This window comes from Nodosilinea sp. LEGE 07298 (assembly GCF_015207265.1).
Taxonomy (GTDB): domain Bacteria; phylum Cyanobacteriota; class Cyanobacteriia; order Phormidesmidales; family Phormidesmidaceae; genus Nodosilinea.
The window spans coordinates 17,781-40,215 of sequence record NZ_JADEXE010000013.1 but is presented as its reverse complement, the minus strand read 5'-3'; the positions used below and the strand labels follow the sequence as shown (position 1 = coordinate 40,215).

The following is a 22,435-nucleotide window of genomic DNA, read 5'->3' as shown; positions in this document are numbered from 1 at the left end:
CAATACCTCAGCCCTACATTAGCAATACATTGACGGCAATTGGCACCTATAGATTCTATAGATACTATCCCCACCCCAGTCTAAGGGATAGGAGAACCATCTCGCTATGCGACCACTTCGCAGGTGCCGCCAGCTTGCTCAATTTTTTCTTTAGCCGACTGGGTAAATGCTGCAGCCCTGACGTTTAGAGCTACACCTAAATCACCATCACCCAGCACCTTCAAAGGGCCATCGTTAGTGGTTAAAATGCCAGATTCTAACAGCGACTCAAGAGATACGTCAGTACCCGTAGCCAGATCGGCCAAGCCCTTGACGTTAATGATGGTATAAACCTTTTGGTTTACCAGAGGGAAATGCTTGAGCTTGGGAATGCGGCGATAGAGAGGCATTTGCCCCCCCTCAAAGCCGGGTCGAGTACCGCGACCCGATCGCGATTTTTGACCCCGCATGCCGAAGCCGCAGCTAGCACCCTGCCCTGCCGAAATACCGCGACCAACGCGGCGACGGCGGTGCTTAGAGCCTGCTTGTGGTTGTGCGTCGTTGATTCTCATGGCTGAGGAAAATAGAAACAGCGATACCGAAAGGAATTAAACCTTATCCAAATCCAGAAGTGGAGTCTTGCCTTAGGAAAAACTACAGATCTCGAGCTGAACTTGATTTAGTTTAAACGTACAGATTTTCAACCGGAATATCCCGCTCTTCAGCTACGTCAGCGAAGGTGCGCAGGGAGGCCAGGGCATCTGCAGCGGCCCGGGCATTATTTAGAGGGTTGTTAGACCCCAGCTGCTTGGCCAGTACATTACGAACACCAGCCAGTTCCAGCACGGTGCGGACAGCGCCACCGGCAATCACCCCAGTACCAGGGGCCGCAGGGCGCATAAAGACCTTTGCGCCGCCGCCGATACCACTAGAGGGGTGAGGAATTGAGTAGGAGCGAGTTAAAGGCACATCTACTAGGTGTTTTTTGCCATCGGCCACGCCCTTCTTCACGGCACCGATCACATCCCCAGCTTTGCCAACGCCAACGCCAACTTGGCCTTTCTCGTTACCAACAACGACAATGGCCCGAAAGCTCAGCTTTTTACCCCCCTTCACGACCTTAGTTACGCGACGGATTTGAACAACGCGCTCCTGCCAGTCAGTTTTTTTCTCTTTAGTACGCGCTTCTTTGCGACGGTTTGCCATGCCTTTCCCCAGCCTTATTTACATCAAGCAGAATTAGGTGTTTTCGATTCGCAACCAACAGTTTGAGTCCTAAAGGCTCAAGCCAGCTTCCCGAGCCGCATCGGCTAGAGCTGCCACTCGACCGTGGTAAAGCTTACCGCCCCGGTCAAAAACAACCTGAGTTATGCCAGCCTTCAACGCTCGCTCGGCCACCAACTTACCGACTACCGCAGCAGAATCCTGGGTCGCGCCCGTTTCATCCTTCAAAACATCAGGCTCAACAGTCGATGCGGCCACCAGAGTGTGATGGCTTGTATCGTCAATGATCTGAGCATAGATATGCTGATTTGAACGAAATACGGCCAGACGGGGCCGTTCAGGGGTACCAAACACGCGGCGACGAATGCGGTCGTGACGGCGACGGGTTAATTCTTTACGACTTGCTTTCATGGCTTACTTCTTCCCTGACTTACCAGCCTTACGTCTGACCTGCTCACCGGCATAGCGTACACCTTTACCCTTATAGGGCTCAGGTGGACGGCTTGCCCGAATGCTGGCGGCGATATTACCGACTAACTCTTTATCAATGCCGCTGATAACCACATTGGTGTTATTTTCTACGACAAATTCAATGCCCGCAGGCGGCTCAAAAACAACAGGGTGGCTATACCCCAGACTGAGGTTAAGGTTACGGCCCTGTACCTGAGCCCGATAGCCAATACCCTGAATTTCTAAGCGCTTTTGGTAACCGTTGGAAACCCCTTCAACCATGTTGGCAACCAGAGTGCGACAAAGACCATGTCGCTCACGGGCTAGCCGAGAATCGTCCTTGCGATTCACCAATATGGTATCGCCCTCTTGAACCACTACAACGCCACTGGGCAAGGTGCGAGACAGTTCACCCTTGGGCCCTTTGACTTGAACATCCTGACCGTCAATCGTGATTGACACCTTAGCCGGGACTGGAATTGGCCGTTTGCCAATACGTGACATGATGCAAAACTCCTAAATCCTTAGCACTCGATAACGCCCTTAATAACCAGCGGTAGGGGAGTAGCACAGGTTCGCCACGAACCCTACCTGACCGACCTGACTACCAGACATAGCAAAGCACTTCACCACCAATACCCTGACGACGAGCATCGCGATCGGTCATGATGCCGCTTGAGGTAGAAACGATGGCAATGCCAATACCGCCCAGCACCCGAGGCAGTTCCTTCCGGTTGGAGTACACGCGCAGACCGGGCTTACTAACGCGGGTGAGATTACGAATGATGGGCTGACGAGTTTTGCCCTTGTACTTGAGGGCGACCACGATCTGAGGCCGTTCTTCGACGGTGGTCTCAGAGTAGTCAGTAATAAAGCCTTCCTCCTTCAGTACCTTGGCAATACTCCGGGTCATCCGGGTAGAAGGAATGCCCACGGTTTGGTGCCGCGCTAGATTCGCATTCCTGATGCGAGTCAACATATCCGCAATTGTGTCGTTAGCAGCCATAGTTCTAGTACGCGTATAAACCTGTGTTAGTTGTCACGGAACGGCATACCCAATTCCTTGAGTAGCGCTCGGCCTTCTTCATCGGTGCTGGCGGTAGTCACGATAGTGATATCCATACCGCGAATTTGATCGATGCTGTCGTAGTCAATTTCAGGAAAGATTAACTGCTCCCGCAGACCCAGGGTATAGTTGCCGCGCCCGTCGAAGCTCTTGGGACTAATGCCACGAAAGTCGCGAATACGGGGCAGGGTAAGGTTAATAAGGCGATTTAGAAAAGCGTACATGCGATCGGAGCGCAGGGTCACCATGATCCCCACAGGCATACCCTGGCGAATTTTGAAACCTGCGATCGCCTTCTTGGCACGAGTCACTACCGGGCGTTGACCAGTGATCAGGGCTAGTTCGCTCAGGGATGATTCCAGCGCCTTGGCATTCTGGGAAGCTTCCCCAAGACCCCGGTTAACCGTCACTTTGGTAACTTTGGGTACCTGGTGGATGTTTTCGTACTTAAACTGCTCCATCAGTTTAGGTACCACTGTGTCTTTATATATGGTCTTGAGCTGGTCGGTCATGGGTCGTTTCTTCTGCTTTCCTGGGCTTGGTCAGGACTATATTTCTAGAGACAACTACTGGGCCTAGTCGATGATTTCTCCGGTCTTTTTCAGCATCCGCACCTTACGACCGTCTTCGGTGAAGGTATAAGCAACCCGGCTAGCTACTTTTTCTTTCTCGGAGTACAGCATGACGTTGGAGCTGTGGATAGGAGCCTCTTGGGTGACAATTTGCCCGGATTCTCCTTCTTGCTGAGGCTTGACATGCTTAGTGCGAATGTTGACTCCCTCAACGACAACCTGACTAGTCTTGGGAATAACGGTGAGCACTTCACCTACCTTGCCGCGATCGCGTCCGGCGATCACCTGAACCGTGTCGCCCTTGCGTACGTGGATTTTATGCCGCACAGGCGTTTTAGATGTTGTTGCCATTAGAGAACCTCCGGTGCCAGCGACACAATCTTGGTAAAGTTCTTGTCGCGCAGTTCGCGGGCAACCGGCCCAAACACACGGGTTCCCTTAGGATTGCCGTCCTGGTTGATAATCACCGCTGCATTGTCGTCAAAACGAATGCTCATGCCACTACTGCGGCGCAATCCTTTTCTGGTGCGTACCACTACAGCTCGCACAACATCTGACTTCTTCACACCCATGTTGGGTAGCGCATCTTTGACAACAGCGATAATTACGTCGCCCACTCCGGCGTAGCGACGATTACCGCCCAGTACGCGAATGCACATGAGCTTTCGAGCACCGCTGTTATCTGCTACGTTCAAGTACGATTCTTGCTGAATCACAATCTCCCCCTACGCGTCTGCTGCGCGATTAACAATGTCAGCCACCACCCAGCGCTTGGTCCGGCTCAGGGGACGAGTTTCAAGAATTCGCACCTGATCGCCTTCCTGGCACGTATTCTCCTCGTCGTGAGCCTTATAGCGCTTGGTTCGCACCACAATCTTGCCGTACTTAGGATGGGACGTTCGGCTCTCCACAGCAACCACGACGGTTTTATCCATCTTGTTGCTGACTACCATCCCCACTCGTTCTTTAACCGCCATCTGCTTCACCTATTCCCTACACTGATACCGATTCTGTTGTAGCCGCTGCTACTGCATTGGCATGGGCCGCTACCTCTTCTTCTAGGGCGGCTAGCTGGCGTTCCCGCTGAACCGTCATCAGCTGAGATAGGCGGTGACGAACATGCTTAAACTGGTGATTTTGCTTGTCGAGCTGTCGAGTAGCCTTCTGAAAGCGCAGTTGAAACAGCTCGCGTTTGCTTTCGGCGATCGCAGTCAACAACTCTTCATCACTGAGACTCCGAGCTTCTTTAATTTTTGACAGTGCCATTACCTATGCCTCCTTGCTGTCGCGCGCGATAAACTTGGTCTTGAACGGCAGCTTAAAGGCAGCAAGCCGCATAGCTTCGCGGGCAGTCGCTTCGGGCACGCCAGCAATTTCGAAGACAATGCGACCGGGCTTTACCACAGCAACCCAATACTCTGGATTACCTTTACCCGAACCCATCCGGGTTTCTGCTGGACGCATAGTCACAGGTTTATCGGGAAAAACTCGAATCCAGATTTTGCCACCCCGTCGTACGTAGCGAGTCATCGCTCGACGAGCTGCTTCAATTTGACGAGAAGTCAACCAGCAGGGCTCAGTTGCCTGGAGGGCAAAATCGCCAAAGTTGATGTCGCTGCCCCGCTGAGCCATTCCGCGCATACGCCCGCGGTGCTGCTTGCGAAATTTAGTTCGTTTTGGACTAAGCATGGATCGGCACTCGTGAAATCACAGGTCAAAATTAATCAAAGAAACGCGGGGCAAGCTCTAATCTTCGTTAGAGCGGTCCTCAAACTGAGGACGTCGTCGGGGCTGTCGTCGTCGGGGTTGAGCATTGGGAACTGCGGGAGCATCTTCCTGTCCAGGAATAATCTCGCCCTTAAAAATCCATACCTTGACGCCCAAAATACCGTAGGTCGTTTGAGCTGTGGTGTAGGCATAGTCAACATCAGCCCGCAGGGTATGAAGAGGCACCCGACCCTCGCGAGTCCACTCAGTACGAGCAATTTCAGCGCCGTTTAGGCGACCACTCACCTGAATCTTGATACCCTCAACCCCAGCTCGCTGGGCCCGCTGAATCGCCTGGCGTACTACCCGACGGAACGAAACCCGTCGCTCTAGCTGCTGAATGATGTACTCGGCGACTAGGGCGGCATCAGCATCGACCCTATTTACCTCAACGACATTGACGCGAATCTGGCGGCTGGGATCTTTGAGCAGTTTTTGTACTCCCACGCGCAGGGCTTCGATACCAGCGCCACCGCGGCCTACGACGACACCAGGGCGAGCTGTGCGCACTTCAAGATCAATCTGGTCAGCCTTGCGCTCGATACGAATATCGGCAATGCCAGCATTGTTCAAGGTTTTCTGAACATACTCGCGAATGCGGTAGTCTTCCTGGAGCAAATCAGGATAGCGAGTCCCCTCGGCAAACCAGCGAGAGCGGTGCTCTTGAACTACACCAAGGCGAAACCCGGTTGGATGAATCTTGTGTCCCACGAACTAACCCTCTGGAAATTGGTGCTTGAAAGGTGATGTTGATCTAGCTAGCGAAAACCCATTAGTCAGCAGCCGGGGCTACGGCAATGGTGATGTGGCAAGTCGGTTTGCGAATTTGATATGCTCGTCCCTGCGCCCGAGGTCGGAAACGCTTTAGAGCTGGGCCAGCATCGGCAAATGCTTCGCTCACCACCAAACCAGTTGGATCAAGTCCATTATTGTGCTCAGCATTGGCTACCGCCGAACGCAGCACTTTGATAATGGGTTCACAAGCTTTGTAAGGCATGAACTCCAGAATAATGAGCGCATCCCGATAGCTCTTGCCGCGAATTTGGTCGAGCACTCTGCGCACCTTACGGGGTGACATGCGCACGTAGCGGGCCACCGCTTTAACCTGCTCCGAGGTATCTACAGCCATTTTTCCAGTTCCTTTACCTAATACCTAACGACGAGCTTTTTTATCGGTCTTAGCGTGGCCGCGAAAGGTTCGCGTGGGAGCAAATTCGCCCAGTTTATGACCCACCATCTGTTCAGTAACGTAGACCGGCACATGCTGACGACCGTTATGCACCGCAATAGTGTGACCAATCATCTGGGGCAAAATTGTCGATGCCCGCGACCAGGTTTTAATTACCTGCTTGTCACCCTTAGTGTTAAGGACTTCAATTTTTGAAAGCAGGTGATCGGCCACAAAGGGACCTTTTTTCAATGAGCGAGACATGATCCTTCAGCCCCAATAACACTTCAAAAAATAGCCAACCGAGACGGAGTACTTAGAGGCAACCCCTAGGCGTTACGACCGCCACGGCCCCGCTTGGACACACGACGACGGCGACGTACCACGTACTTATCGCTATCTTTGTTTTTCTTGCGGGTTTTGTAACCTAGAGCCGGTTTACCCCAGGGAGTAACTGGGCCAGAGCGACCAATTGGGGCTCGCCCCTCACCACCACCATGGGGGTGATCGACTGGGTTCATGACGCTACCGCGCACTTCGGGACGACGCCCCATCCAGCGCTTGCGGCCTGCCTTACCCAAACTGACGTTGCGAACATCAGCGTTACCCACCTGGCCAATGGTGGCATAGCATTCCCGACGCACCATCCGCACCTCAGTGGAGGGCAGCTTAAGGGTGACATAATCACCTTCTTTAGCGACCACCTGGGCTCCGGCTCCGGCCGAGCGAACCATCTGTCCGCCCTTTCCAGCCTGCATCTCGACGTTATGTACCGTCGTTCCTAAGGGAATTTTATATAGAGGTAGAGCGTTACCAACCTCTAAGGGAGAATCTGGCCCCGAGATTACAGTGCTGCCTACGGTTAGCCCAGCTGGACAAAGAATGTAGCGCTTCTCGCCATCTTCGTAGTGGAGCAGCGAAATACGCGCATTTCGGTTGGGATCGTACTCAATGGTGGCAACCTTAGCCGCTACTCCAAGCTTATCGCGGCGAAAATCAACGATCCGATAAAGTCGCTTGTGCCCACCACCCCGGTGACGGCAGGTAATTACGCCCCGGTTGTTGCGCCCCTTAGGACGATGTTTGGAGTGAGTTAACGACTTTTCTGGCTCGCTACGAGTAATTTCGGCGAACTCGGAAACGGTTCGCTCGCGCGTGCCTGGGGTATAAGGTCTGTAAGATCGGATGCCCATGGAAATACTTGCTGGCTACACGGCAAAAACGGCTGAGAAATCTGACTCTGAAATTTGTTTTTGTTACAGATCTGGGAAGAGAGGAATGGAGTCTCCAACGGCCAGGGTGACCACAGAACGCTTGTAATGAGGGCGGTTACCCACGAAGCGACCCATTCGACGCTTTTTCTTAGGAGGGTTGTAGGTATTGACCGCAACCACCTTGACATCGAACAACTCTTCGATCGCCGCTTTAATCTGCAGCTTGTTGGCACGAGGGTCAACTTCGAAGACGTACTGATTATTCTCCAGCAAGAGAGTGGCTTTTTCGGTTACCAGGGGCCGACGGATTAGATCAGCCAGAGACGGGGTATTTGCGGCATTAATCACTGTAAACCTCCTGGATAGCCTCAAGGGCTGGGGATGTAATCACGAGATGATCAGCGTTAAGCAGATCATGGACATTGAGATTGACGGCGGTAATTAGCTTTACATTCTCAATGTTGCGAGCCGACAGATAGACAAACTCTTGCCGTTCGGCAATAACCAGCAGAATTTTGGCATTGGGATCGAGACCCCAGCGAGCGATCGCGTTGAGCAACTCGCTAGTTTTGGGCCGGGAGAACTTGTCTTCAAACCCTTCGACTACGACCAAATCATCTATTCGGCCTTGGAGAGCAGTGCGCAGGGCAAGCCGCCGCTCCTTACGGTTCATCTTGACGCTGTAATCACGAGGTTTGGGGCCAAAAATTACGCCGCCACCGCGCCATAGAGGAGAGCGGTTAGACCCAGCACGAGCCCGTCCCGTTCCTTTTTGCCGCCAAGGCTTTCGGCCGCCACCCCTAACCTCAGCGCGGGTTTTGGTGGAAGCTGTACCCTGTCGGGCATTATTCATCTGTCGCACTAAGGCGCGATGGACGATGTGAGAGGCAGACTCTTCTTTGGCAACCTGAAGATCTAGGGATGCCGTACCCGCCTCTTCGCCCTCCCAGTTTTTTACAACGCACTCAACCATTATCTGAACCTATCCCTTAAAACGCTTTGAATGCCTAAAGGCCCGAACCGCCTGCCGTCTGCTAAGGCCTAAGCTTTGACCCATTGAGCTGGAGCAATGCTCAGCAACCCACCGGGTTTACCGGGAATAGCACCTTTGATAAGCAGCAGGTTGCGATCGCCGTCTACCCGTACCACTTCCAGCTTACGGATGGTTACCTTGGCATTGCCCATCTGGCCAGCCATGCGCTTGCCGGGGTAAACCCGACCGGGAGTAGTACCAGCACCGGTAGAACCGGGCTGTCGGTGATTCTTAGAACCGTGCGACATAGGACCACGGCGAAAATTGTGACGCTTTTGATAGCCAGCAAAACCGCGACCCATGCTCTTGCCGGTAACATCTACCATTTGACCGGCAGTGAAGGTCTCAGCCGTTACGGCCTGCCCGAGTTCAAAGCCATCAGCGACCTCTACCCGATACTCTTTCAGGTGACGCAAAGGAGCGCTACTGGAACGAGCCAAGTGACCCAATTCGGGTCTATTCAACGCCTTCTCAGCGACCTCATCAAAACCGAGTTGAATGGCTGCATAGCCATCGGTATCTAAGGTCTTAACTTGGGTAACGACGCAAGGACCAGCCTGTACCACCGTTACGGGGATGGCATTACCTGCCTCATCGAATATCTGGGTCATACCCAGTTTTTTGCCGAGAATACCGACTGCCACAGCCCTGTCTCCCTATTAACACACTACGAAATGCGCAGGACTCTCTAAAGTCGAGAGCTTTGCGCATCTACAACGACATCAACTTTTGAACACGCCACACTGGAGAAACCCACCGGGGTGAGCGCTACCGATACCAATCGGTTCGATTCAAAAGAAAACTAGCTGATTCTGAATCTAAGTAGACTCTCAAAACCGCAAACACCAGTGGTGGCGCGGCATCAGAACAGCTGAATGCCAGGACTTGAATAGCTTGTTGAGCCACTCAGTATCCTTTTTGTCGGCGATTTACTATGTTACATTCCTAACTTGGATATGTCTACACCTTTTTCCAAAAAACTTTTTTTGGACTCCACACACGGGCACAGCAAGTCCCGTGAGCAGCGGACACATCAAGCGACGAAACGTCCTACCTAGCTTTACTCTCGCCTTGAACACAGTACAATAGCAACTGTATTACTTGGCCGAGGGCAACTATGGCGCTGCTGACAACGGGTAAACCCTTCATTAAGGCTTTGGAAAGCAACGGCGCGATCGCCGTACGTATGCCCTTAGAAGGTGGTTTTGAAGGCCGGTACGAGCGTCGCCTGAAGACCACAGGCTACGAAACAATGAAGCTGACGGCCCGAGGACTGGGGGATATATCGTCGTACCTGACGGCTGTTCATGGTGTGCGCCCTGCCCACCTAGGGAAAAAGACCTTGGGTAGCGGTGCGGCGGTAGGGTATGTCCATTTCATTCCGCCGGTGTTGACCTATCGTCTGAAATCAATGGATCCCAAGGCTAAGGGCATGGTGCTATGGCTGATTGAGGGGCACATTCTGTCGCACCAAGAATTAACTTACCTGGTGAATCTGCCCACCATTGAGCCTCGGTCTAAGGTAGTGGTTGAGGTGGGTGGCGATCGCTACTTTAGCTGGGAACCGCTAGCCAACTTGATCTAGGCTCGTTCTAGCCCTCAAGCCAGCCTGCTAGATCTAAACTGTTTGCTAGATCTAAACTGCTTTGGAAGAGCTGGTTGCCCCCGTCAAGACTCGCCACCTGCATGGATACTGAAACCGACCCTGGGACTGCTGCCGGGAGGTATGCTACAGAAAACCTGTCGTCATCTCCCTACCAATCGCTACAGGCAGGGGAGTGGATAAAGCTAATCTGCGGTGCCAGCTACCAAGATATGCCGACGGTACGGCGCTTGGTTATGCTCTACGCATTGGCGGGGGTTGACTGTGTTGACGTAGCTGCCGATGGGGCCGTTGTGACCGCCGCCCGCCAGGGGATGGAGGATGCGGTGTGGCTAGCTGGGTATTTGGGCGATCGCAAAGCATCTCCTAAGGAGGGGCATAACTCTTTATTGCCCAGCTTGCCCTGGCTCATGGTCAGCCTCAACGACAGCGAAGACCCTCACTTTCGCAAAGCTCACTTCGATGCGGCCCATTGCCCACCAGAGTGCGATCGCCCCTGCGAAACTCTTTGCCCCACCGCCGCAATTCAGTTCCAGACGACCCGTCAGGGCGGGGTTAAACCAGAGCTCTGCTATGGATGCGGTCGCTGCATTGCTATCTGCCCGATCGATAACATCAAAGCGCGATCTTACCTGGCTAGACCAGAGGCGTTTTCCAGTGAACAACTGGCCCAAATCGATGCGGTTGAAATTCATACCCAGACAGGGCACTTAGCCCAATTTGAGCAGCTCTGGCGACGGCTTCGGCCTTGGCAACCCTATCTCAAGCTAATTTCCATCAGCTGTCCTGACCACGATCAGGTGGTGCCTTACCTGCAAGACCTTTACAACTTGATGGCTCCCCTAGAAGTGCCGTTAATTTGGCAAACCGACGGTCGCCCCATGAGCGGTGACCTGGGTAAAGGCACAACCCACGCCGCCATACGCCTGGCCCAAAAGATTCTACAGGCTGAGTTGCCAGGCTACGTGCAACCCGCTGGCGGCACCAATGGCTACACTGTAAGTAAGCTGCTCGATCTTGGCTTGATAAACAACGCGCCTTCTGCTTCTTACCCAAACGATCTTCACCCTAACGGCTTGGCATCTCCCCAGAGTGGTGGGATGGCCAACCATGATTCAGTTTTAGTCCGCAACACGATTTCAGGTATTGCCTACGGTAGCTACGGGCGATCGCAGGTGCTACCGCTGCTCGATGCCATTGATCACGAACTTCAGCCCTGGTTAGAAAACGCTTCTCTAAACCAGTCTTCCAATGGTCAGTGGATCAGCCCTAAGTCTGACGCAGCCCTCGTTGCCCCTTGGCAGCGACTCGATGCTAGTGCCCTAGGTCAGGGATTGGCACTAGCTTGCCAACTAGTGAACCAGCTCAAGACGGATAGACATTTTTTACCAGCACGGTATGGTTAGCTATAGCGACAGTGACCGCGTAAACAACGAAACATGCAATGACTTGGGCAACGGTGCCCCTGCTAACAGCCCCGTTAACGACATTTCTGCTACTACTCATAATCTCGCCGTGGATTTTTTACCCACCGAACCTGAAGGAACAGCCCCTCAACAGTCTGTCCCTGCCCAAGCCCCTCCTATTGATGACCTCGATCAGCTCCTGAGCATTTTGCCACCTGCGATTCGCCTGCAGCTGACCCAACACCCCCAGCGCCAGAGTTTGATTGAGGTGATCCTCGATTTGGGTCGCCTGCCCGAGGCTCGGTTCTACGACAGCGTAGAGTACCTGTCTGAGGAGCCCGTTACCCACGTTGACCTGGATCACTGCATCAAGCGCGTTGGCACTTTTGGTGGTGATAACCGGGCTGGTATTGAGAAGACTCTGCACCGGATTAGCGCCATTCGCAACCGTTCTGGCGAAGTGATTGGCCTCACCTGCCGCGTGGGTCGGGCCATTTTTGGCACCATTGGCATGATTCGTGACCTGGTTGAAACAGGCCGATCCATTCTCATGCTGGGCCGTCCTGGTGTTGGCAAGACTACCGCCCTGCGCGAAATTGCCCGCGTGCTCGCCGATGACCTGCAAAAGCGGGTGGTCATCATCGATACATCCAACGAAATTGCCGGGGATGGCGATATTCCTCATCCGGCCATCGGCCGCGCTCGACGTATGCAGGTGGCACATCCTGAAGAACAGCATCGGGTGATGATTGAAGCGGTGGAAAACCATATGCCTGAGGTCATTGTCATCGACGAAATTGGCACTGAACTGGAGGCTCTGGCCGCTCGCACGATAGCTGAGCGAGGGGTGCAGCTAGTCGGTACCGCCCACGGCAATCGGCTTGAAAACTTGATTAAAAACCCAACTCTTTCAGACCTAATTGGCGGTATTCAGTCGGTCACCCTGGGGGATGAGGAAGCCCGCCGCCGAGGCAGTCAAAAAAGCGTACTGGAGCGCAAAGCGCCACCCACCTTTGACATTGCGGTAGAAATGCTCGAGCGTCAGCGCTGGGCCGTCCACGACGATGTCACCGTCACTATCGACAACCTGTTGCGAGGGCGACAGCCAGGACTACAAATTCGTACTGTGGATGAAAACCAGAAGGTGGTGATCACCCATGAGCTGCCCGGTTCAGGGCGCGAGGTGGCGAAGCCATCCCGCACGGGCATGGGTTGGCGAGCTGCTGGACAAATGGTGCCGCCTACGGCTAGCTCTGCTGTGGCCCAACGCACCCTGGGCAACGGCAGCAACATTCGCCCTCTAGGCCAGGCGTTCAACCCTGAGCCGACCACAGACCCCATGTTTGCTCACCTGCTGGATATGGCCGACGATGCCATCGTTGGCCCCAACGGGGAAGACGCCATGCGCCTCTACCCCTACGGTCTCAGCCGTCACCAGCTAGAGCGAGTGATTCAAACGCTGCATATGCCCGTGGTAGTCACCAAAGACTTAGATAACGCTGATGCGGTACTGGCGCTGCGATCGCACGCCAAAGCCCAGGCCAAGCTCAAGCACATGGCCCAGGGGCGACAAATTCCGGTTCATTTAGTCAAGTCCAACAGCATTCCCCAGATTACCCGCGCTCTACAGCGTTTACTGGATATGGACGACAACCCCGCCGCCGTAGATCTAGAGCTATTTAGCCACAGCGGCGGCGACGATGAGCTAGAAGCTTTGGAAGAAGCTCGCCTAGCGGTAGAGCAGATTGTGATTCCCCAGGGGCAGCCGGTGGAGCTACTGCCGCGATCGGCCCGTATTCGCAAAATGCAGCATGAGTTGGCCGAGCACTACCGGCTTAAATCTCTCAGCTGTGGCGAAGAACCCAACCGACGGCTGCGCATTTATCCAGCCTAGGACAGAGCGTTCTAAACCAAAACGCGAAATACTATGGCCACAGGGCGCTATAGAATAAGAGCACCGAAATGACACCAGCGCAGCCTTAGCGCAGGACTCAGTGCCTATTCTTCGGGGCCTGTCGTTCGGCCTGAACTTTTTCAAAGAAGCCTATGAAATCCTTAATTGCTCGTCTTTTGGCCCTGGTACTGGTGGCCATCGTTGGTTTGACAGGGTGCAGTGCAGGCACCAGCGGCATGCTCACTGGCGATTACCGCCAGGATACGCTGATGCTGGTAGACAGCCTTAGAAACTCAATCTCGCTGCCTGACGACGACCCGGCGAAACTCGATGCCCAAGCCGAGGCCAAAGCTGTCATAAGTGACTTTGCCTCTCGCTATCGCCGAGATTCCTCAGTCGCTAACCTCAGCTCGTTCACCACTATGCGGACAGCATTAAACGCGATCGCAGGGCATTACAGCAGCTATCCTAACCGTCCTCTGCCCGAGAAGCTCAAAACCCGAGTTGAGCAAGAACTCAAACAAGTAGAATCCGCCCTTAACCGGGGAGCCTAGACATCTCAACAAATCGACCAGATGACTGAAACCGCCTGAAGGCGGTTTCTTTTTGCCTACACCGCTGTAGCGAAACAGCCGTCCCCACCGCATAAGGCAAAATTTGCAATTGACGAGTTGGCGTCAGTTTGCTAGCATAGCAATTCTGTAGTGAAGTGCGAGTTGGACATGAAAGTCCGTGCGTCTGTGCGCAAGATGTGTGATAAGTGCCGTGTAATCCGCCGCCGCGGTCGGGTTATGGTGATTTGCTCAAACCCTAAGCATAAGCAACGGCAAGGGTAGCTTTGGCGTTGCAGCTTTTTTCAGTGAAAAGAGCTGTTAACGCACTAGTTGATGATGGAGCAAGTTGGCTAAGGTAGGTTTTTTAGTAGTTGAATCGGGCTTTCTAAGTCTGGACAGCAGCCCAACTAACATTACTGGGTTAGCCGCTACTGGGTTGTTTGGTTAGAACCAAGTATTGGGGGAGATAGTTAAGGTGGCACGGATAGCAGGCGTGGATTTACCACGTGATAAACGAGTTGAAATTGGCTTGACTTATATCTACGGTATTGGCCTTACCCGTTCCAAGGAAATCCTGGCTAAAACTGGGGTTAGTCCTGATGTGCGAGTCAAAGACCTGACTGATGCCGACGTGGCTAAGCTGCGAGATTCTGTCGAAAGCGACTACCAGGTAGAAGGTGATCTACGGCGGCTTGAGAACATGAATATCAAGCGGCTCATGGATATTGGCTCCTATCGAGGTCGACGGCATCGAGCAGGGCTCCCTGTCCGTGGTCAGCGCACCCGTACTAATTCTCGGACCCGGCGGGGTGGTACTCGTCGCACTGTCGCCGGCAAGAAAAAAGCACCACGGAAGTAGAGTTAGTCCTACTTCTTGAACCCCCCATATTATTGGAGGGGCTGAGGTATTAAAGCTCGCTGACCCTTGTAGCGAGTTTTTCCGACTGTTTACCGGTGTTTGCTATTTTTATTTGCTCACCGATAGTTACGCGATCTAGATCTTAAGTTTTCTCGAATTGAATTTAGTGACAACGCTATGGCCAAACCAACCCGAAAGACCGGACCTCGCAAGAGTAAAAGGAACGTTCCCAGTGGGGTAGCCCACATTCGTTCAACCTTCAATAACACCATCGTGACTATCACTGACCAGTCAGGGGAAGCGATTTCCTGGGCATCGGCAGGATCTAGTGGGTTCAAGGGAGCCAAAAAGGGTACACCTTTTGCAGCCCAGACAGCGGCAGATGGTGCTGCACGGCGAGCTATGGATCAGGGCATGCGCCAGATTGAAGTTATGGTGAGTGGACCTGGAGCCGGACGCGAAACTGCCATTCGTGCTCTACAGGGAGCAGGTTTAGAAATCACTCTAATCCGAGACGTTACTCCTATTCCCCACAATGGTTGCCGACCACCTAAGCGCCGTCGAGTCTAAATATTGAGAATTATGGGTCCATCGATGGACAGGGTATTGCGAGGTTTAAGGGAGGCAGGATTTTGGCACAGTTTCATGTTGATTGCGTAGAGTCTGTCGTTGAAAGCGACCAGAGTCAGTACGGTCGTTTCGTAATTGAACCCCTGGAGCGCAGCCAGGGAACCACAGTAGGCAATGCCCTACGCCGGGTATTGCTCTCTAACCTTGAGGGTATTGCGATTACAGCCGTCAGAATTGCTGGCGCTACCCACGAGTTCTCCACTATTGTTGGCGTGCGCGAGGACGTCTTAGACATTCTCCTCAACATGAAGGAGATTGCTTTACGGAGCTACTCTAGTCAGCCTCAAATTGGTCGCCTTCTTGTCCAGGGGCCAGCCCGAGTAACCGCTGGGCACTTCGAGCTACCTTCCGAAGTAGAAGTGGTCAATCCTGAGCAGTATGTGGCGACCGTTGCCGATAGCCATACCCTGGAGATGGAGTTCAGAATAGAGCGCGGACAGGGCTATCGGGCTGTGGTGCGCAGCAAGGATGATGCTACTGCGCTTGACTTCATTCAGATTGACTCGGTCTTTATGCCAGTCAAAAAGGTCAACTACACCGTTGAGGAGGTAGTTGTTTCTGGTTCTATGCAGCGTGACCAGCTGATCATGGATATTTGGACCAACGGCAGCATAACGCCCCAGCAGGCGATGAGCCAGGCCGCCGATATTCTGGTCAGTCTCTTTGTTCCTCTAAAAGACGTCACTCTTGAACCCAAGTTTGACGAAGAGGTTAAGGAAGAAGACCCGAACAACCAGATTCCCATTGAAGAGCTACGGCTTTCGGTGCGAGCCTACAACTGTTTGAAGCGCGCTCAAATTAACTCGGTAGCAGATTTACTGGACTTCAGCCAGGAAGACCTGCTGGAGATCAAGAACTTCGGGCAAAAGTCTGCCGAAGAGGTTATCGAGGCTCTTCAAGAGCGGTTGGGTATTACCCTACCGCTGGAAAAAGCTTCGAAAACGGCTTGAGTTCAGGGTTAACCCCTGCGCCCGCTAAGTTTTCCCTGTGTTGCTTTTAGTTTTGTTGTTCATCTGAGTTTAGTACCATGCGCCACCGTTGTCGCGTTCATCAACTCGGGAAGCCTGCAGACCAGCGTAAAGCTCTGCTCCGCTCCCTGACCACGGAGTTAATCCGTCACGGTCGAATTACAACTACCAAAACCCGAGCTAAAGCGGTGCGTGAAGAAGCCGACCGCATGATTACTCTAGCCAAGGATGGCTCGCTTTCGGCCCGGAGACAAGCTCTGGGCTACATTTACGACAAACAGCTCGTGCACGCCCTGTTTAGTCAAGCCGATGAACGCTACGGCGATCGCAAAGGTGGATACACCCGTGTGGTCAAAACCGTTCGTCGTCGTGGCGACAATTCTGAAATGGCCATCATTGAGCTGACCTAAGCATTCCTAAGATTCGCTTAGGTCAGCTCCACTGTTCGTTAGTCCACTGTTCGTATCTGTCCGTATCCCATGGAGAAGTCATCACCTATACAGCGCAGTCTGGAGAGACCGTCCGCCGAGCTTGTCCAGGCAACTCAGCGGGTTGCTTTGGTGGTGCAGTACGTGGGCACTCATTTACACGGCTGGCAGTGGCAGCCCAATGCCCGTACTGTACAGGGCGAGATTGAGGCCGCGATTCGCTCGGTGTTAGGCTATGACGTTCGCCTCAGCGGCGCAGGGCGTACTGACACTGGTGTCCATGCAGCAGCCCAGGTGGCTCACTTCGATGCACCAGATTTTATTCCAGCATACCGCTGGGCCGACGTACTCAATGCCCGTCTGCCTGACGATGTCCTGATTCGGGCGTCAGCGACGGTACCCGATACATGGCATGCCCAGTTTTCGGCCTGCTGGCGGCGCTATCGCTACACCTTATACACTGGGCAGCGGCCCAACCTGTTTGTGCGCCCTTTTGTGTGGCATTACTACCGCCAATATTTGGATCAGGGCAAAATTCAAACGGCGTTGGATGCCATGGTTGGCCACCACGATATGACTGCGTTCCATCGGGCGCGATCGGGCAAAAGTCATTCCTGGGTTGACCTTCAAGCTGCTGAATGTCGCCGTCAGGATACTTTCCTGACCGTTGAGCTTCAGGCTAAGGGCTTTTTGTACGGCATGGTGCGGTTGATCATGGGCCTGATAGTGAAGGTAGGGAGTGGAGAGTTATCTCCAGCCGAGTTTGGCAAGCTTTGGCAGCAGCGCCAACGGCACCGCGTCAAATATGCCGCCCCACCTCAGGGATTGTGCCTGCTCCGGGTCGGCTATGACCATACTCCTTTTGCCCCGGAAGTATGGTTTGACACCCAACCCCACTTTTTCTGGGGGTCAGCGGTGGCCTAAAGCAGGTATAGGTTTATCTAGATTGTTTGTTTCGTTAGTGTGGTTCATCCAAGAAAGGCAGCTCAAGCGCTATGACTACTAAGACCTACATTCCCCCCCACGATTCTGTACAAAAGCAGTGGCACGTAATTGACGCCGAGGGCCAGCGCCTGGGACGGCTGGCCACTGAAATTGCCACCATTTTGCGCGGCAAAAACAAACCCACCTTCACGCCTCACATGGATACGGGTGATTTCGTTATTGTCGTTAATGCTGAGAAAGTTGTGGTTACCGGTCGCAAGGCCAGCACCAAACTCTATCGACGCCACTCCGGTCGTCCCGGCGGCATGAAAGTAGAGACCTTTGATAAGCTTCAGGCTCGCATTCCTGCGCGCATTATCGAGCAGGCTGTGAAGGGTATGCTGCCAAAAAATTCCCTGGGCCGCAAGCAGTTCACTAAGCTCAAGGTGTATGCCGGACCAGAGCATCCCCACCAGGCCCAAGGTCCTGAGATCCATGTTGTCAATACCATTCCCGGAGAAGCGAAATAATGCAGGCCACTGATCAATCTCAACAGGCTGTGTACTGGGGTACCGGTCGTCGTAAGACATCTATTGCCCGAGTGCGTTTAATACCTGGTAACGGCCAGCTGACCATCAACAAGCGCCCTGGCGATGACTATTTGCAGTTCAACCCAGCTTACCTAAATGCCACTAAGGCTCCTCTAGAGGTGCTAGGCCTGGAAAATTCCTATGACATTCTGGTTAATGTCAAGGGCGGCGGTCTAACCGGCCAGGCTGATGCCATTCGTCTCGGTGTGGCTCGAGCACTTTGTGAGCTAGATCCTGAAAATCGTAAACCGCTGAAGGTTGAGGGCTATCTTACCCGTGACCCCCGAGCCAAGGAGCGCCGTAAGTACGGCTTAAAGAAAGCCCGCAAAGCTCCTCAGTTCTCGAAGCGCTAGATTGGTTACCTGTGGTTCAGACTGCTCTGTAAAGAACTTTGATCTACATTGAAATTAGATCTTGGATTTTTCAGAGCTTTTTGCTCCATCCTTTTTTCGTCTGTTGATGTTTTTTAACTCATTGTCATGGCAAAGTCTGAAATTCACCCCACCTGGTATCCCGAAGCCAAGGTATTTTGTGACGGCAAAGAAATTATGACCGTGGGCTCTACCAAGCCTGAACTGCATGTGGATGTATGGTCTGGGAATCATCCCTTCTACACCGGAACCCAAAAAATCATTGACACCGAGGGCCGTGTTGAGCGCTTTATGCGTAAGTACGGTATGACTGATGCGTCAGCTACTGCCACCGACGATACAGCTGCCGACAACGCTTAGCCCGCTCTGCTGTAGCACTTAGAGTCAATATTCTGGCTAGACGGCAGATAAGAGGACACCATGGCTGAGGCTTACTTAATTGAAAAACTCAACTCTGTGGAGCAGACATTCCACGAGCTAACGCGGAGACTGGCAGACCCTGATGTTGCTAAGGATCCCGATGAGTTTCAGCGTATTGCCATGTCACGGTCCTCTTTGGAGGAAACGGTTACGACCTATGCCGAGTGGAAATCTACCGGTGAGGAATTAGCCGGAGCAAGGGAAATCTACAAGGAAGCCAGCAGCGATCCTGAAATGAAGGATATGGCTGGTTTAGAGGTAGAAACACTGGCCGAAAAGCTGGCGGAGTTAGAAGCTCGCCTCAAGGTGTTGCTGTTGCCTCGTGATCCCAATGATGACAAGAACATCATGCTGGAGATTCGCGCTGGTACTGGTGGCGATGAGGCCAGCATTTGGGCTGGGGATTTGGTGCGGCTCTACTCTCGCTATGCTGAAACCCAAGGCTGGAAGGTGAAGCTGCTGAGCGAGTCAGCGGCGGATATGGGTGGTTTTAAGGAAGCCATCTTGGAAATTGCAGGCGATCGCGTCTACAGTCAACTCAAATTTGAGGCGGGGGTTCACCGCGTACAGCGGGTTCCTGTAACCGAGGCGGGTGGGCGCGTTCACACCTCTACCGCTACCGTGGCTATTATGCCTGAGGTGGACGAGGTAGCGGTGCAAATTGATCCTAAAGATATTGAGCTAACGACGGCGCGATCGGGCGGGGCCGGCGGCCAAAACGTCAACAAGGTGGAAACGGCGGTAGACCTATTTCACAAACCTACGGGTATTCGGGTGTTTTGTACTGAAGAGCGCTCGCAGCTAAAGAATCGCGAGCGAGCGATGCAAATTCTGCGCGCCAAGCTCTTTGACATGAAAATGCGAGAGCAGCAGGAAGCCGTGTCTTCAATGCGGAAGTCGCAGGTAGGCAGCGGGTCGCGGTCAGAAAAAATTCGAACTTACAACTACAAAGACAACCGCGTTACAGACCATCGCCTCAACCAAAACTTTACCCTCACCCCCGTGCTTGAGGGGGATATTGACGATTTAGTTCAGTCCTGCGTTAGTCGCGACCAGCAGGAACGCCTAGAAGAACTGGCCGCCGAGTCGTCTTCTCCGGTGTAGGTGTTAGCCTAGGTAGGTGGCACTGGCCTACAAAGCCGGTCTTTGGATATTTCCCCAAGGAAAGCGTATGGCTAAATTTCTCCACATTGCCGATATTCACCTTGGGTTTGACCGCTACGATACGCCAGAACGCACTAAAGACTTTTTTCGCGCCCTGCGAACGGTACTGGAGCGCTACGCCATTGAGGAGAAGGTTGACTTTGTGGCGATTGCAGGCGATCTGTTCGAGCACCGCAACATCAGACCCGCTACCCTTAATCAGGCCCAGGTCTGCCTCCAAGCGCTGAAAGATGCCGACATTCCGGTACTGGCGATCGAGGGCAACCACGACAATCGCCCCTACGGTACCCGCACCAGTTGGCTCAAGTACCTTTCTGAATGGGATTTGCTCAAGCTGCTCGAACCCAATGACGGGGCCGATGCAGAGAATCGTCTGTCTCCCTGGGACGAAACAACTCGCTCGGGGGGTTATATCGACTTACCTTGTGGAGTGCGCGTTGTCGGCTCAAATTGGTACGGAGCCACCGCCCCTCGCGCCATTGAGCTACTAGCAGGGGCAATTCAAGAACTCCCGACTGGTCCAGACCACACAGTTCTACTATTTCACCACGGTTTGGAGGGGCAAATTGCTCGCTACGCCGGGGCATTACGCTATGCCGAGCTGCTGCCGTTGAAAGATGCCGGGGTAGACTACTTGGCTCTGGGCCACATCCATAAAAATTACACTGCTGAAGGCTGGGTATTTAACCCCGGTTCGCTGGAAGCCAACAACGTGGAAGAAAGCCGTTTTCAGCGAGGCGCTTACCTGGTAAATCTGTCACCTCAGGGCGTTGACGCACAGCTGCAAACCGACTATTTTCAGCGCCCTGTTGTGCGGCTGGAGTTAGTAGCGAAAGGGCAGGAGAGCCTGGATGAGCTAACTCAGATGGCGATGGATAAGGCGATCGCGGCTGCCGCTCAGGATCGGAGTGACACAGCCCCTATTCTAGAATTAAAAATAACCGGTCAGGTAGGATTCGACCGTCTGGAGCTAGACACTCGCCGCCTTCAGGAGGCAATTAAAGCGGCCAGCAACGCACTGTTAGTGCTGATTAGATATGACGTAGAAGAGATGGGCTACCAAACACCTTTGAGCGAAGGCCAAAATCGAGTTGAAATTGAGCAATCCATTTTTGAAGACATGCTCACAGCCCATCGTGATTACAAAACTCGTGCCCCAGAGCTGGCCAGAGGCCTCACTGACCTCAAAGATCGTCAGCTTGCCGGAGCTGATGAAATTGACCTTTACGGTTTAGTAGAAACCCTGCTAGGCTTGGATGAAACTGTCGCCGCCCCACAGACTTAAGCGGCATCCCAAGCATAAGCTCTGGGGCACCCTGCACCATACTTAGGACCACGAAGCTCAAGATTACATAAACCAAACGGTTAGAAAATGCCGCTGTTGCCAGATCATAGCCACGCCACTAACGGCGACAAAGGCAAACACTAGCTGTCGAAACTGCTGGGCCGACATTTTTGCTAATACCTGCTTGCCCAGCCAGTTTGCCGGTATGGCTCCTAAACCAATTACCAAACCGTAGGCTAAGTACTCCCCACTCAGGTTGCCGAAAACAGCATAGGCCATCAGCTTAACGAGATGTAGCACGGCCTTATTAAAAGCTTTGGTGGCAACCATGGCCTCTTTTTCTAGACCGTAGTTGAAATACAGCGGGTTCATGACTGGGCCAGTGCTGCCAATCAGCGCAGAGCCAATGGCGTTGACCAAAGACAACGGCAAAAAGTACCAGGCCTTGATCGTAAAATCATTTTCTTGGCCAGGCAGTAGATAGTTGACCACCACGACCAGCAGCCCTACTCCCAACAGCAGTTGCAGACCCTCTGGATGGATTCGAGTCAGCCCATAGGAGCCTAAGATCGCCCCAATAGTGGCACCCGGCACATACCAGACGGTCACGTTCCAATCAACTTGGTCTCTAAACACCCATCCTCGATGCGCATTACCAATCAACAGCCCAGTGGTAATAATGGGTGCTACGGCCTGCGTGCCCAGCAGCAGCGAAATAATTGGGATTAAAATAAACGGGCTGCCGCCCCCCGCCAGCATGCTGAGAAACCAGGCCAAAAAACTAGCCACAAATAGGCTCAAGGCGATCATAGGATAGGAGCAACATTGTGACTAAGATCTTAGTCTAGGCGGCAACAATGATCCTT

34 protein-coding genes are annotated in these 22,435 nt (G+C 53.2%); 15 read left to right on the top strand and 19 right to left on the bottom strand.

The window, feature by feature from the left end; translation table 11 throughout:
* Positions 1 to 104: 104 nt before the first annotated feature.
* The 18 genes from rplO to rplC form a co-directional block, all read right to left on the bottom strand.
* Positions 105 to 551 (bottom strand): 50S ribosomal protein L15, encoded by a 447-nt coding sequence (gene rplO, locus IQ273_RS03425; RefSeq protein ID WP_194021772.1) that lies wholly within the window; start codon positions 549 to 551, stop codon positions 105 to 107.
* Between the two features lie 112 nt (positions 552 to 663).
* Complete coding sequence (rpsE, locus tag IQ273_RS03420) at positions 664 to 1,185, bottom strand: 30S ribosomal protein S5 (RefSeq protein ID WP_194021771.1); 522 nt, start codon at positions 1,183 to 1,185, stop codon at positions 664 to 666.
* A 69-nt stretch (positions 1,186 to 1,254) separates the two neighbouring features.
* The gene (gene rplR / locus IQ273_RS03415) at positions 1,255 to 1,614 is read right to left on the bottom strand and encodes a 50S ribosomal protein L18 (protein WP_194021770.1); all 360 of its coding nucleotides are present in this window, start codon (positions 1,612 to 1,614) and stop codon (positions 1,255 to 1,257) included.
* Between the two features lie 3 nt (positions 1,615 to 1,617).
* The gene (rplF, locus tag IQ273_RS03410) at positions 1,618 to 2,157 is read right to left on the bottom strand and encodes a 50S ribosomal protein L6 (protein WP_194021769.1); all 540 of its coding nucleotides are present in this window, start codon (positions 2,155 to 2,157) and stop codon (positions 1,618 to 1,620) included.
* A gap of 100 nt (positions 2,158 to 2,257) precedes the next feature.
* Entirely contained in the window at positions 2,258 to 2,659 is a 402-nt protein-coding gene (gene rpsH, locus IQ273_RS03405) for a 30S ribosomal protein S8 (protein WP_193965740.1), read from the bottom strand.
* Between the two features lie 26 nt (positions 2,660 to 2,685).
* Positions 2,686 to 3,231, bottom strand: coding sequence for a 50S ribosomal protein L5 (gene rplE, locus IQ273_RS03400; RefSeq protein ID WP_194021768.1), 546 nt, complete (start codon positions 3,229 to 3,231; stop codon positions 2,686 to 2,688).
* Between the two features lie 63 nt (positions 3,232 to 3,294).
* Positions 3,295 to 3,642, bottom strand: coding sequence for a 50S ribosomal protein L24 (rplX, locus tag IQ273_RS03395; protein WP_228052270.1), 348 nt, complete (start codon positions 3,640 to 3,642; stop codon positions 3,295 to 3,297).
* Positions 3,642 to 4,007, bottom strand: coding sequence for a 50S ribosomal protein L14 (gene rplN, locus IQ273_RS03390; protein ID WP_017297637.1), 366 nt, complete (start codon positions 4,005 to 4,007; stop codon positions 3,642 to 3,644). The genes rplX and rplN overlap by 1 nt, the downstream gene beginning before the upstream one ends.
* Positions 4,008 to 4,016: 9 nt before the next feature.
* The gene (rpsQ, locus tag IQ273_RS03385) at positions 4,017 to 4,268 is read right to left on the bottom strand and encodes a 30S ribosomal protein S17 (RefSeq protein WP_017297638.1); all 252 of its coding nucleotides are present in this window, start codon (positions 4,266 to 4,268) and stop codon (positions 4,017 to 4,019) included.
* A 16-nt stretch (positions 4,269 to 4,284) separates the two neighbouring features.
* On the bottom strand, positions 4,285 to 4,557 hold the full coding sequence (gene rpmC, locus IQ273_RS03380; protein WP_194021767.1) for a 50S ribosomal protein L29: 273 nt from the start codon (positions 4,555 to 4,557) through the stop codon (positions 4,285 to 4,287).
* A gap of 3 nt (positions 4,558 to 4,560) precedes the next feature.
* On the bottom strand, positions 4,561 to 4,980 hold the full coding sequence (gene rplP / locus IQ273_RS03375; protein WP_017297640.1) for a 50S ribosomal protein L16: 420 nt from the start codon (positions 4,978 to 4,980) through the stop codon (positions 4,561 to 4,563).
* Positions 4,981 to 5,037: 57 nt separating this feature from the next.
* Entirely contained in the window at positions 5,038 to 5,769 is a 732-nt protein-coding gene (rpsC, locus tag IQ273_RS03370; protein ID WP_194021766.1) for a 30S ribosomal protein S3, read from the bottom strand.
* A 61-nt stretch (positions 5,770 to 5,830) separates the two neighbouring features.
* A complete protein-coding gene (gene rplV, locus IQ273_RS03365; protein ID WP_194021765.1) occupies positions 5,831 to 6,187 on the bottom strand; it encodes a 50S ribosomal protein L22 in 357 nt (118 codons plus the stop codon).
* A gap of 24 nt (positions 6,188 to 6,211) precedes the next feature.
* On the bottom strand, positions 6,212 to 6,490 hold the full coding sequence (gene rpsS / locus IQ273_RS03360) for a 30S ribosomal protein S19 (protein WP_194021764.1): 279 nt from the start codon (positions 6,488 to 6,490) through the stop codon (positions 6,212 to 6,214).
* A gap of 65 nt (positions 6,491 to 6,555) precedes the next feature.
* Positions 6,556 to 7,419, bottom strand: a complete 864-nt coding sequence (gene rplB / locus IQ273_RS03355) for a 50S ribosomal protein L2 (protein ID WP_194021763.1) — start codon at positions 7,417 to 7,419, stop codon at positions 6,556 to 6,558.
* A 63-nt stretch (positions 7,420 to 7,482) separates the two neighbouring features.
* Complete coding sequence (locus tag IQ273_RS03350) at positions 7,483 to 7,788, bottom strand: 50S ribosomal protein L23 (protein WP_194021762.1); 306 nt, start codon at positions 7,786 to 7,788, stop codon at positions 7,483 to 7,485.
* Positions 7,781 to 8,413: a 50S ribosomal protein L4 gene (gene rplD, locus IQ273_RS03345; protein WP_194021761.1), complete on the bottom strand. Its 633-nt coding sequence runs from the start codon at positions 8,411 to 8,413 to the stop codon at positions 7,781 to 7,783. Before rplD ends, IQ273_RS03350 begins: the two co-directional genes overlap by 8 nt.
* Positions 8,414 to 8,481: 68 nt before the next feature.
* The gene (rplC, locus tag IQ273_RS03340) at positions 8,482 to 9,117 is read right to left on the bottom strand and encodes a 50S ribosomal protein L3 (RefSeq protein WP_194021760.1); all 636 of its coding nucleotides are present in this window, start codon (positions 9,115 to 9,117) and stop codon (positions 8,482 to 8,484) included.
* 473 nt (positions 9,118 to 9,590) lie between these two features.
* On the opposite strand from rplC, the gene ndhN reads away from it, so the two are divergent.
* From ndhN to IQ273_RS03265, 15 genes are all read left to right on the top strand, one after another.
* Entirely contained in the window at positions 9,591 to 10,058 is a 468-nt protein-coding gene (ndhN, locus tag IQ273_RS03335; RefSeq protein ID WP_194021759.1) for an NAD(P)H-quinone oxidoreductase subunit N, read from the top strand.
* 101 nt (positions 10,059 to 10,159) lie between these two features.
* On the top strand, positions 10,160 to 11,482 hold the full coding sequence (gene ldpA, locus IQ273_RS03330; protein WP_194021758.1) for a circadian clock protein LdpA: 1,323 nt from the start codon (positions 10,160 to 10,162) through the stop codon (positions 11,480 to 11,482).
* Entirely contained in the window at positions 11,475 to 13,376 is a 1,902-nt protein-coding gene (locus IQ273_RS03325; protein ID WP_228052267.1) for a R3H domain-containing nucleic acid-binding protein, read from the top strand. Before ldpA ends, IQ273_RS03325 begins: the two co-directional genes overlap by 8 nt.
* Before the next feature lie 152 nt (positions 13,377 to 13,528).
* Positions 13,529 to 13,930, top strand: a complete 402-nt coding sequence (psb27, locus tag IQ273_RS03320; protein ID WP_194021757.1) for a photosystem II protein Psb27 — start codon at positions 13,529 to 13,531, stop codon at positions 13,928 to 13,930.
* Between the two features lie 168 nt (positions 13,931 to 14,098).
* Entirely contained in the window at positions 14,099 to 14,212 is a 114-nt protein-coding gene (gene rpmJ, locus IQ273_RS03315; RefSeq protein ID WP_071527191.1) for a 50S ribosomal protein L36, read from the top strand.
* Positions 14,213 to 14,405: 193 nt separating this feature from the next.
* A complete protein-coding gene (gene rpsM / locus IQ273_RS03310) occupies positions 14,406 to 14,789 on the top strand; it encodes a 30S ribosomal protein S13 (RefSeq protein WP_194021756.1) in 384 nt (127 codons plus the stop codon).
* A gap of 177 nt (positions 14,790 to 14,966) precedes the next feature.
* Positions 14,967 to 15,359: a 30S ribosomal protein S11 gene (rpsK, locus tag IQ273_RS03305; RefSeq protein WP_194021755.1), complete on the top strand. Its 393-nt coding sequence runs from the start codon at positions 14,967 to 14,969 to the stop codon at positions 15,357 to 15,359.
* 62 nt (positions 15,360 to 15,421) lie between these two features.
* Entirely contained in the window at positions 15,422 to 16,369 is a 948-nt protein-coding gene (locus tag IQ273_RS03300) for a DNA-directed RNA polymerase subunit alpha (protein WP_194021754.1), read from the top strand.
* 77 nt (positions 16,370 to 16,446) lie between these two features.
* Positions 16,447 to 16,797: a 50S ribosomal protein L17 gene (gene rplQ, locus IQ273_RS03295; RefSeq protein ID WP_194021753.1), complete on the top strand. Its 351-nt coding sequence runs from the start codon at positions 16,447 to 16,449 to the stop codon at positions 16,795 to 16,797.
* A 69-nt stretch (positions 16,798 to 16,866) separates the two neighbouring features.
* The gene (truA, locus tag IQ273_RS03290; protein ID WP_194021752.1) at positions 16,867 to 17,739 is read left to right on the top strand and encodes a tRNA pseudouridine(38-40) synthase TruA; all 873 of its coding nucleotides are present in this window, start codon (positions 16,867 to 16,869) and stop codon (positions 17,737 to 17,739) included.
* A 71-nt stretch (positions 17,740 to 17,810) separates the two neighbouring features.
* The gene (gene rplM, locus IQ273_RS03285; RefSeq protein WP_194021751.1) at positions 17,811 to 18,269 is read left to right on the top strand and encodes a 50S ribosomal protein L13; all 459 of its coding nucleotides are present in this window, start codon (positions 17,811 to 17,813) and stop codon (positions 18,267 to 18,269) included.
* On the top strand, positions 18,269 to 18,682 hold the full coding sequence (rpsI, locus tag IQ273_RS03280) for a 30S ribosomal protein S9 (protein ID WP_194021750.1): 414 nt from the start codon (positions 18,269 to 18,271) through the stop codon (positions 18,680 to 18,682). Before rplM ends, rpsI begins: the two co-directional genes overlap by 1 nt.
* Positions 18,683 to 18,808: 126 nt before the next feature.
* Positions 18,809 to 19,060 carry a 50S ribosomal protein L31 gene (gene rpmE, locus IQ273_RS03275; protein WP_194021749.1) on the top strand — a complete coding sequence of 84 codons (252 nt, stop codon included), beginning with the start codon at positions 18,809 to 18,811 and terminating at the stop codon, positions 19,058 to 19,060.
* Between the two features lie 60 nt (positions 19,061 to 19,120).
* Positions 19,121 to 20,224, top strand: coding sequence for a peptide chain release factor 1 (gene prfA / locus IQ273_RS03270; protein WP_194021748.1), 1,104 nt, complete (start codon positions 19,121 to 19,123; stop codon positions 20,222 to 20,224).
* A 67-nt stretch (positions 20,225 to 20,291) separates the two neighbouring features.
* Entirely contained in the window at positions 20,292 to 21,569 is a 1,278-nt protein-coding gene (locus IQ273_RS03265; RefSeq protein WP_194021747.1) for a DNA repair exonuclease, read from the top strand.
* Between the two features lie 63 nt (positions 21,570 to 21,632).
* On the opposite strand, the gene IQ273_RS03260 is transcribed toward IQ273_RS03265, so the two are convergent.
* Positions 21,633 to 22,379 carry a sulfite exporter TauE/SafE family protein gene (locus IQ273_RS03260; protein ID WP_194021746.1) on the bottom strand — a complete coding sequence of 249 codons (747 nt, stop codon included), beginning with the start codon at positions 22,377 to 22,379 and terminating at the stop codon, positions 21,633 to 21,635.
* Between the last annotated feature and the right edge of the window lie 56 nt (positions 22,380 to 22,435).